This window comes from Nicoletella semolina (assembly GCF_004345745.1).
Taxonomy (GTDB): Bacteria; Pseudomonadota; Gammaproteobacteria; order Enterobacterales; family Pasteurellaceae; genus Nicoletella; species Nicoletella semolina.
This window is the reverse complement of the sequence record NZ_SLXJ01000004.1, coordinates 135,413-145,914: the sequence shown is the minus strand read 5'-3', so window position 1 is coordinate 145,914 and position 10,502 is coordinate 135,413. Positions and strand designations below refer to the sequence as shown.

Annotated in this window: 8 protein-coding genes; 5 read left to right on the top strand and 3 right to left on the bottom strand. The window is 39.1% G+C overall.

Annotated features, from left to right (window positions below; translation table 11 throughout):
• The first annotated feature begins 371 nt into the window (after positions 1 to 371).
• Positions 372 to 854, top strand: a complete 483-nt coding sequence (locus EV693_RS04220; protein WP_207906477.1) for a DUF302 domain-containing protein — start codon at positions 372 to 374, stop codon at positions 852 to 854.
• A 63-nt stretch (positions 855 to 917) separates the two neighbouring features.
• Here the strand turns inward: EV693_RS04220 and pyrG are convergent, their stop codons facing one another.
• On the bottom strand, positions 918 to 2,555 hold the full coding sequence (gene pyrG / locus EV693_RS04215; RefSeq protein ID WP_132501132.1) for a glutamine hydrolyzing CTP synthase: 1,638 nt from the start codon (positions 2,553 to 2,555) through the stop codon (positions 918 to 920).
• Between the two features lie 216 nt (positions 2,556 to 2,771).
• Between pyrG and rsgA the strand changes: the two genes are divergently transcribed.
• The gene (gene rsgA, locus EV693_RS04210; protein WP_132501131.1) at positions 2,772 to 3,806 is read left to right on the top strand and encodes a small ribosomal subunit biogenesis GTPase RsgA; all 1,035 of its coding nucleotides are present in this window, start codon (positions 2,772 to 2,774) and stop codon (positions 3,804 to 3,806) included.
• Positions 3,807 to 3,854: 48 nt separating this feature from the next.
• Here rsgA and yacG read toward each other — a convergent pair whose 3' ends face one another.
• Positions 3,855 to 4,070, bottom strand: a complete 216-nt coding sequence (gene yacG, locus EV693_RS04205) for a DNA gyrase inhibitor YacG (protein ID WP_132501130.1) — start codon at positions 4,068 to 4,070, stop codon at positions 3,855 to 3,857.
• Positions 4,039 to 4,689 (bottom strand): dephospho-CoA kinase, encoded by a 651-nt coding sequence (gene coaE / locus EV693_RS04200; protein WP_132501129.1) that lies wholly within the window; start codon positions 4,687 to 4,689, stop codon positions 4,039 to 4,041. Before coaE ends, yacG begins: the two co-directional genes overlap by 32 nt.
• Before the next feature lie 174 nt (positions 4,690 to 4,863).
• Here coaE and EV693_RS04195 point away from each other — a divergent pair, with 174 nt between their 5' ends.
• The 3 genes from EV693_RS04195 to add all read left to right on the top strand — a co-directional run bounded on the left by EV693_RS04195 (position 4,864) and on the right by add (position 10,420).
• A complete protein-coding gene (locus tag EV693_RS04195; protein ID WP_132501128.1) occupies positions 4,864 to 6,462 on the top strand; it encodes a DNA recombination protein RmuC in 1,599 nt (532 codons plus the stop codon).
• A gap of 138 nt (positions 6,463 to 6,600) precedes the next feature.
• On the top strand, positions 6,601 to 9,264 hold the full coding sequence (gene gyrA / locus EV693_RS04190) for a DNA topoisomerase (ATP-hydrolyzing) subunit A (RefSeq protein ID WP_132501127.1): 2,664 nt from the start codon (positions 6,601 to 6,603) through the stop codon (positions 9,262 to 9,264).
• 124 nt (positions 9,265 to 9,388) lie between these two features.
• The gene (add, locus tag EV693_RS04185; RefSeq protein WP_132501126.1) at positions 9,389 to 10,420 is read left to right on the top strand and encodes an adenosine deaminase; all 1,032 of its coding nucleotides are present in this window, start codon (positions 9,389 to 9,391) and stop codon (positions 10,418 to 10,420) included.
• Positions 10,421 to 10,502 lie beyond the last annotated feature (82 nt).

The following is a 10,502-nucleotide window of genomic DNA, read 5'->3' as shown; positions in this document are numbered from 1 at the left end:
GAATTTCTAGTTCAAGCACCTATTAAGTTATATTCAAAATATTCAATTATATATCTAAACTAACCCAAACAAGTGCCCACACAGATTGTCTGATTATTTGTTAAAGAGCAAAAAATAACGACGCACCGCTATCTCAAATCTCATCAAGCACAACAGTGCGCCGTTGTGTGCCGTGCATTATAGGTAAATTCAAAATCTATGCAACCTATTTTTGCAATTTTTTATTAAAAAATGATTAGATGATTATTTTTAATACAAAAAAGAGTTTACCTAATTTAAAATAACTATTTATTATAAAATTTAACATATTCATATCATCATATATACACTATACTTAGTCTCCTTTTAAAATACATATAGGAAAATTATTTATGAAAAAAATATTTTTATTAGCACTCAGTAGCGTGGTGTGTATGGCTTGTTCAAATATCTCTAATACAAATACAGTAGATTCGTCAGCTGTTGAACGTTCTGCCAGTAATCTTCTAACATTCAATAGCAACTACAATTTTACGGAAACTAAAAATAAAATTATTACTGCATTACAAGCTAAAAATATGACCATTTTTTCTCAAATTGATCATCAAGCTGCTGCTGAGAAAGCTGGGTTAAATATGCAACCTGCTAGCGTAATTATATTTGGCACTCCGAAAATAGGCACACCTTATATGGTTAAAGACCCTAAATTTGCCCTTGAACTCCCTTTAAAAGTTTTGGTTACCGAAGTTGATGGAAAAGTGCAGGTGGTGATGAAAAATACAAAATCTCTGCTATCTGATAGTCAGATCGAATACAGTGAAATTAAAGATACTTTAGGTAAGGCAGAATTATTGATTGAAAAGGCTATTAAATAGTTATCATATTATCTCGAATAAAAGGTGTATTCTTAGATAAATACACCTTTTAATAATCAAATCTTATCTCTTTTGACCTAATTGATGCTCTCTAGCCGCTTTGACAAAACCAGCGAAGAGCGGGTGTCCATCTCGAGGGGTAGAGGTAAATTCTGGGTGGAACTGTGCAGCAATAAACCAAGGGTGATTAGGTACTTCAATAATCTCAACTAATTTTTTATCCGCTGAGAGCCCAGTAACTTTTAAACCAGCCGCTTCAATTTTTGGTAACAATGTGTTATTCACTTCATAACGGTGTCGGTGACGTTCAAAAATAGTTTCTGCCCCATATAATTCTCGTGCTTTTGAACCTTCTGCTAAATGACAGGCTTGAGCACCTAAACGCATCGTACCACCAAGATCAGATTCATCTGTTCGTTGTTCAACATTTCCTTCAGAATTTTGCCATTCAGTAATTAAGCCTACCACAGGCTGTTCACACATTTTATCAAATTCACTTGAACTCGCATTCGTTAAACCTGCAACGTTTCGGGCATATTCGATCAAAGCAATTTGCATTCCTAAACAAATACCTAAATAAGGAATACCGTTTTCACGTGCATATTGTGCAGTGCGTATTTTTCCTTCTACGCCACGATAACCAAATCCCCCAGGTACAAGAATGGCATCTACACCTTGCAAAACTTCAACGCCTTTTGTTTCCACATCTTGAGAATCAATATATTTGATATTGACTGCTAAACGATTTTTTAGACCACCGTGCTTTAAAGCTTCATTTACAGACTTGTACGCATCAGGTAATTCAACATATTTGCCCACCATACCTATAGTAACTTCACCCGTTGGGTTAGCTTGCTCATAAAGCACCTGTTCCCACTCAGATAAATCAGCTTCTTTGCAATTTAAATGAAAGCGATCACAAATAAAATCGTCTAAACCTTGCGACTTGAGTAATGCTGGAATTTGATAGATAGAATTCACATCTTTTAAAGAAATGACCGCACGTTCTGGCACATTACAAAACAGAGCAATTTTAGAACGCTCATTAGCAGGAATCATACGATCCGAACGACAAACCAGCACATCAGGCTGAATACCAATTGAGAGTAACTCTTTCACTGAATGTTGTGTTGGCTTCGTTTTCACTTCACCTGCCGTTGGGATATATGGCACAAGCGTAAGGTGCATAAATAATGTTTTTTCACGCCCAACATCGACCGCTAATTGGCGTAATGCTTCTAAAAATGGTAACGATTCTATATCACCAACAGTGCCGCCAACTTCAATAATAGCCACATCATAGCCTTTTGAACCATCTATTACTCTTGCCTTAATTTCATTGGTGATATGTGGAATAACTTGGATAGTCGCCCCTAAATACTCGCCACGGCGTTCTTTCCGTAATACTTCTGAATAAATTTTTCCACTGGTAAAACTATTCGCCTTTGTCATCTTGGTACGAATAAAACGTTCGTAATGTCCTAAATCTAAATCTGTTTCAGCACCATCTTCAGTAACATACACTTCACCATGCTGAGTTGGACTCATCGTCCCTGGATCAACATTGATATAAGGATCAAGTTTCATCATCGTAACACTTAACCCTCGAGCTTCTAAAATTGAAGCCAATGACGCAGCTGCAATGCCTTTTCCCAAAGAAGAAACAACACCACCTGTGACGAAAATATAATTCGTTATCATTTTTTTGCCTTGTGAATAAATTGATTGGAAATTTGGAATGGTAAATAAGTAAATAACCATCAGAATGGGATCGCAGTTTACAGCAAATTTTACCGTTAGGCTAGAAGATGTTATCAATCATCAGCAGTAACTAATTACAAAATTTTCTCAAAAACTTACCGCTTTACCTCATTTTATAGTATGCTTTTGGCATTTTTATCTAAGTTAGGATTTACCTTGAGCAAACGCAGATTAACTCAAAATCAACAACGTCGAATTCAATCTAACCAACGTAAAAAAATTAACCAATCAAGTATCGAATGGCAAGATGAAATGTTAGGTGATATACAGCTAGGCATTGTCGTTACACGCCACGCTAAGCACGCTGACGTTGAAACCGAGCAAGGTAAAATTTATCGCTGTAATTTACGCCGAACGCTCAAAAATGTAGTTGTTGGCGATTTGGTGTCTTGGCGACAAGGTAATCAGCAACTGCAAGGTATTAGCGGTGTCATTGAAGCGGTTTTTCCTCGTAAAAATGAGCTTAGTCGCCCAGATTATTATGACGGAATCAAGGTAATGGCTGCGAACATTGATCAAATTATTATCGTCTCTGCGGTGCTACCACAAATTTCCTTAAATATCATCGATCGCTACTTGGTTATTTGCGAAACAGCAAACATTCCAGCTCTCATCATCTTGAATAAAATTGACTTACTCTCCCCTGCAGAACGAAATGATGCTGAAAAACAGTTAGAAATATATCGCAAAATTGGCTATAAAACACTCTGTTTATCCGCCGAAACAGGGGAAAATATGGACGCTTTGGATACCTACTTATCACAAGGAACATCAATTTTTGTTGGGCAATCTGGCGTAGGGAAATCAAGTCTCATCAATCAACTATTGCCTGATATAAAAGCACAAATAGGAGAAATCAGTCTCACTTCTGGTTTAGGGCAACATACAACCACTGCTTCACGCCTTTACCACTTGCCACAAGGTGGACATTTAATTGATTCCCCTGGTATTCGTGAATTTGGTTTATGGCATTTAACCCCTGAACAAATCACCGCTGGTTATCGTGAATTCCAAGCCGTATTGGGGGCTTGTAAATTTCGTGATTGCAAGCACCTTGATGATCCTGAATGTGCCTTGCGTGAGGCTGTGGACACAGGCAAGATTGATCCAATCCGCTTTGAAAACTACCACCGCTTACTAGAAAGCCGTGAAGAAACAAAAAGCCAGCGTCATTTTCGCAAGGAAGTCTAGCTACTACTAGCCATAATTAGTAATAATGTAATCTTATCGCCAACCCATTTAAATCTGCTCCCATTCAGAAGACATCAGGTCGTCTTCTGATCCTGCGATTACTTTTTTCTCATCAGTCCACTCCCCTAAATCAATTAATTGGCAACGTTTGCTACAAAAAGGGCGATAAAGGCTTTCAGGCAGCCATTTCACCTCCTTTTCACAGGTTGGGCAATTTACGATTGTTACGCATTTACCCTTTATTACACACAAATCCTTTGCCATCATATTCTCCTTGTAAAGCTAATTGTAAATAACATTGGTGCAATTGCTGTACACGCTGCTTAAGCAACGTAAATCCTTCCTCAAGAGGAAAGTTGTTATCAATTACATCATCGGCATATTCGAGCCGTGTTTGACGAGAAACTTGCGATGCAATAATATTCCGAATAACTTGCTTGCAGTTATGATCTCGTTGGCTAGCACGCTCTAATTGAATGTGAGATTCAACATCGACTACCACTACCCTATCACAAAAATCAATCAAACCATTTTCAATTAATAATGGCACAACCCATAGTGCATAAGGCTGCTGAACGCTGTCCAATTGTCGGATCATTTCTTCTCGAATAGCAGGATGTAACAACGCCTCCAGCCACGCTTTTTGCTTCGGATCGTCAAATACAATCTGACGTAAAGCGGTGCGATTTAACTCAAAATTTGCAAGCAATACCTGTGAACCAAAATGCTCCACAATTTTAGCCAATAATGGACTGCCTTTTTCAACCACTTGGCGAGCCACTATATCTGCATCAATAATTGGTACACCTAACTCAGCAAAAAGATCCGCAACTGTGCTTTTCCCACTACCAATCCCACCTGTTAAACCGACCACATAAGTCATTACACTCCACCTTAAAAATATTGAAGATCAGAAAAATTGGAAACCGCAATTTTAACTGAATTTCATAAACTAGCGGTCTTTTTTACCAAATTTTTTGCAATTTCTTTAAAATCATACAGAACAAGGTAAAATGAATGTTTTACTTGTATCAGCAGGCAATATTAGATGGAACAAATGACAAATGAGCTTTGGTTTTTACTTGGCTTGGGAGCTTTATTCTTTATCGCTTTGTGGCTATTTTTGAACAACTTACGTTACCAACGTGAGCTACACGCACTAAAGCAAGATCTACAATCCTCCCATACTCAACAACAACAGCAATACAAAAAATACGAGCAACTCAATAATGAAAAGCAACAATTAGAACAATGGGCTATTCAACAACAAACAAAGTTAGAAGCCTGTCAAGAACGACTGGCAGAACGAGATACAATGATTGCCCAGTTCCAAGAAAAATTAACCGAATCAGAACGGTCTGAAAACCAATTAGAAAGCTATATCAATGAGCTAAAAGAACGAATCGGTTCTGCACAAACCAAAGCAGACAGCCTAGATGAACAGCGATATTTAGCACAACAGCAACTCCTGCAAAAATCGGTCGAAATTGACCGCTTGCGAACAGAGTTACATCAAACGGAACAAACCCTAACTGAATTGCGAACAACGCTCTCTGAAAAACAAGCAAATTTTGAGCAACAACAGCAAAATTTTCTAGACGTACGTCAACAATTAAATAGTGAATTTCAACAGCTTGCCCAACAAATTCTAGACGAAAAAAGCCGTACTTTTGCCCAAACTAATCAATCATCACTCACTCTATTGCTAAAGCCATTTAAAGAACAAATTGAACAGTTTCAAAAAAGAGTAAACGAGGTACACTCTGAATCCATTAAAGGTCATGCTAATTTAGAAGCTGAAATCAAACGAGTACTTGAAATTGGTATATCAATATCGCAGGACGCTCAAAATTTAACGACTGCACTAAAAGGCAATAATAAAACCGCTGGTAATTGGGGGGAAATGCAATTAGAAACTGCTCTCCAAGCCGCAGGCTTATTATCCAATCAACATTATATGAGCCAAGAGAATTTCCGTAATGAAGAAGGTAAGCGATTTTCTCCTGATTTTGTAGTGAATTTGCCAGATAATAAACATCTTATATTGGATAGCAAGGTCTCTCTGCTCGCTTACGAACAAGCAGTCAGATCAGAAGAAAAAATTGCAATTTCGCAAGCATTGAATGAACATTGCTATTCATTACGTAACCATATTGATGGACTTTCCAAGAAAAACTACAGTACTTTAATTGGCATAAAAAGCCCTGATTTTGTGTTGATGTTTATCCCTATTGAGCCTGCCTATATCGAAGCCTTAAAACACGATCCACAACTATTTCAATATGGCTACGAACGCAATGTTATTCTTGTCTCCCATACAACATTAATGCCGATTTTACGCACAGTAGCAAATTTATGGCGAATTGAACGAGGCAATGTAGAAACACGAGAAATCAGCGAAAAAGCAGGCGATATTTATAATCAAGTATGTGTAATAGCAGAACGTCTTGATAAATTGGGCAATACTTTGAGCACTGCCAATAACCAGTATAATCAAACCGTTACATCGCTCGTTGGAAAACAGGGTTTATTAGGAAAGGTGGAACGTTTTCAACATTTGTCTAGCAAAGCTTATCAAACCACACCACAAGTGGAATTACTCGAAAATGAAGTGGATACCTTTAAATTACAGGTGTTGCTAGAAAAGAATGAATAAGAAAAGCACACTATAGCCGTTCTGTGCATTTTTACCTTTCTATGCTATACTTAGCAACGATTTTTGTCTGTTTATTCTCTTATTCAAATGATGATAAAAGGGTAAACAGATACGTTTATTAATGATTAGGAAATTTCAATGAGCGAATTAGCCAAAGATATTACGCCCATCAGCATCGAAGAAGAACTTAAAACTTCTTACCTTGACTATGCAATGTCGGTGATTGTTGGACGAGCTTTACCTGATGTACGAGATGGTTTAAAACCTGTTCACCGTCGCGTACTATTTTCAATGGATCAAAGTGGCAATACAGCAAATAAACCTTATGTAAAATCCGCTCGTGTAGTCGGTGATGTAATTGGTAAATACCACCCCCACGGCGATACCGCAGTCTATGACACCATTGTCCGTATGGCTCAACCTTTTTCACTACGTTATATGTTGGTTGATGGGCAAGGTAACTTTGGTTCAATTGATGGCGACTCACCTGCGGCGATGCGTTATACCGAAGTACGTATGCAGAAAATCACACAGGAATTATTAACCGATTTAGATAAAGAGACGGTAGATTTCTCGCCAAACTACGATGGCAAAGAGATGATTCCAGATGTATTGCCAACAAAAATTCCTGCACTCTTAGTCAATGGTTCATCAGGGATTGCAGTGGGAATGGCAACCAATATCCCACCGCATAATCTAAATGAAGTCCTCAACGGTTGCCTTGCCTATATTGATAATGACCAAATTTCAATTGATGAGTTAATGCGATATATCCCAGGTCCAGATTTCCCAACTGCTGCAATTATCAATGGGCGTAAAGGGATTGAAGATGCTTACCGAACAGGAAGAGGCAAGGTGTATGTGCGTGCAAAAGCAGAGGTACATACCACCGAGAAAGGGCGTGAGCAAATTATCGTGACCGAAATCCCTTATCAAGTCAATAAAGCCAAGCTGATCGAAAAAATTGCCGAATTAGTAAAAGAAAAGAAAGTCGAAGGCATCAGCGAATTGCGAGATGAATCTGACAAAGATGGATTACGAATTGTCATTGAGATTAAGCGTGATGCGGTAGGCGAAGTCGTCTTAAATAACCTTTACGCACTGACCCAAATGCAAGTCACCTTTGGTGTCAATATGGTGGCATTGGATCACGGTCAGCCAAAAGTGCTAAACCTTAAACAAATTATTGAAGCTTTTGTCTTACACCGCCGTGAGGTTGTTACTCGCCGCACGATTTTCGAACTGCGTAAAGCGCGTGAGCGTGCTCATATCTTAGAAGGCTTAGCTATTGCACTCGCTAATATTAACCCTGTTATCGAACTCATCCGCAATTCTAAAACGGCTGAAGAAGCACGAGAAGGGTTATTAGCACGTCCTTGGTTATTAGGTAATGTTGCCACAATGCTGGAAGCGGCAGGTGTTGATGTCGCTCGTCCTGATGATTTACCTATAGAATGTGGGGTACGAGAAGGACAATATTACCTCTCTGAAGCACAAGCTAAAGCAATTTTAGAGCTACGCTTACACCGTTTAACGAGCTTAGAACACGAAAAAATTCTTGATGAATACCGTGATATTTTAGTTGTGATTGGTGAACTTTTATACATTCTTAATAGCCCTGAACGCTTGATGGAAGTAATTCGTGAAGAATTAGAAAAAGTAAAAGCAGAATTTGGCGATGAACGCCGTACCGAAATTACCGCAGCGTCTGGCGATATTAATTTAGAAGACTTGATTGCTCAAGAAGATGTTGTCGTCACGCTTTCACACGCAGGTTATGTCAAATACCAACCATTATCTGATTACGAAGCACAACGCCGTGGTGGAAAAGGAAAATCTGCAACAAAAATGAAAGAAGATGATTTCATTGAGCGTTTATTAGTTGCGAATACGCACGACACCATTCTCTGTTTTTCAAGTAAAGGGCGATTGTACCAACTCAAAGTCTACCAATTACCACAAGCTAGCCGAGGTGCGAGAGGCACACCAATTGTTAATATTCTGCCACTTGTCAAAGAAGAAAATGAACGTATCACTGCTATTCTTCCTATTCCAAAAGGCGAATTTAGTGCAGATAAATTCATCTTTATGGCAACCGCAAGTGGTGTGGTGAAAAAAGTTTCACTAGACGCATTCAGTAACGTGAGATCAAGCGGTCTAATTGCATTGAAGTTGCGTGATGGCGATGAATTAATTGGCGTAGATATCACACACGGAGACAGTGAAATTATGCTGTTCTCTGCACAAGGTCGAGTTGTACGTTTTGCAGAAACTGCTGTACGAGCAATGGGTAGAACCGCCACTGGCGTGCGTGGTATTAAACTTGCCACCAACGAATTGATGAGCGATGAAACAGAAGAGGCTGAAATCATTGATCTTGAAAATGAAGACTGTGAAGAAAATAACAGCGTTAATCTTTCAGCAGATAAAGTCGTATCATTAGTGATCCCACATACTGAGAGTGCAATTCTTACCGTTACTCAAAATGGATACGGCAAACGCACGGAGTTACACGAATACCCAATTAAATCCCGTGCAACCAAAGGCGTGGTATCTATCAAGGTGAACGAACGTAACGGAAAAGTCGTTGCCGCAGTACAAGTTGATGAAGCAGATCAAATTATGCTCATTACAGATGCTGGTACTTTAGTGCGAACTCGTGTCAGCGAAGTCAGTCTCGTTGGTCGAAATACACAAGGCGTACGAATTATCCGCACCGCTGAAGATGAACAAGTCGTTAGCCTTGAGCGAGTATGTGAAATTGAAAGCGAAGATACTAACGAAGTTAGTGAAGACGAATAGCTAAACAAATAGCAAACCAGCGGTTACATTCTCAAAAATTTTGCAATATTTTTGATGAATCTAACCGCTTGTCTTTTATCTAGAGGCATCAAATACTCAATAAGAAAAACAAAAAAGGAACAGTATGAACAATCAACTTAAACAATACGGCATTATTGAGCTACACCTCCATTTAGATGGATCACTCTCGCCTGAATGGATCATTGAATGGGCGGAAAAGCAGCAAATTGCCCTACCAACCAAAGATATTCAGCAATTGAACCAATATATTTCTGTGCCAGCAGATTGCACCGATCTCAATGACTATCTCCGCTGCTTTGCATTACCCGTTTCATTATTACAAACGCCAGCAGCACTCACTTCTGCGGTGTGCGATCTTGTCGAACGTTTGGACAAACTTGGGCTAGTTTATGCAGAAATTCGTTTCGCCCCTCAATTGCACACAAGAAAATCAATGACTCAAGAGCAGGCTGTTCAAGCCGCATTACAAGGCTTAAAACAGGGGTTGGCGAACAAAACCAATTTATTTACCGCCAATCTCATTTTATGCTGTATGCGTTTTGAAGATAATCAAGCTCAAAATATGGAAACGATTCACTTAACCAAACAATATTTAGGACAGGGCGTAGTGGCCGCAGATTTAGCTGGTTCAGAAAATCTTCACCCAATGGAATATTACGCCGCTCCTTTTGAGTTTGCTAAACAGAGCCGTCTTCCATTTACGCTTCACGCAGGCGAGGGGGCAGGGGCAGAAAATGTTGCAAAAGCATTAGATTTAGGAGCAGCACGCATTGGACACGGCGTCCGAGCAATTGAAAATCACCACGTTGTGGAACGACTCGCTTCGCAAAAAACGCCACTTGAAATGTGCCCTTGCAGCAATTTACAAACTAAAACGGTAAAACATTTAGCAGACTACCCATTACGCACCTTTTTACAAAAAGGTATTGTTGCCACATTAAGTAGCGACAATATGACCGTTTCTAACACCACGATTCACGCTCAATTTGAATTATTGGAAAACCATTATCAGCTTTCTCAAACAGAAGCCCAGCAGCTAGTTCGCAATGCAATACAAGCGGCCTTTTTATCGGAACAAGATAAACAAGCCTTGCTTGCCTATACTCAGCAACGTTACCCTGAATTAGCCCTGTAATCATAAATTTCAATCAACAAAAAGGCTGAATTCAACCATTGGTGGAAATCAGCCTCTTTACTCTCAGTTTATCGCAATTGTT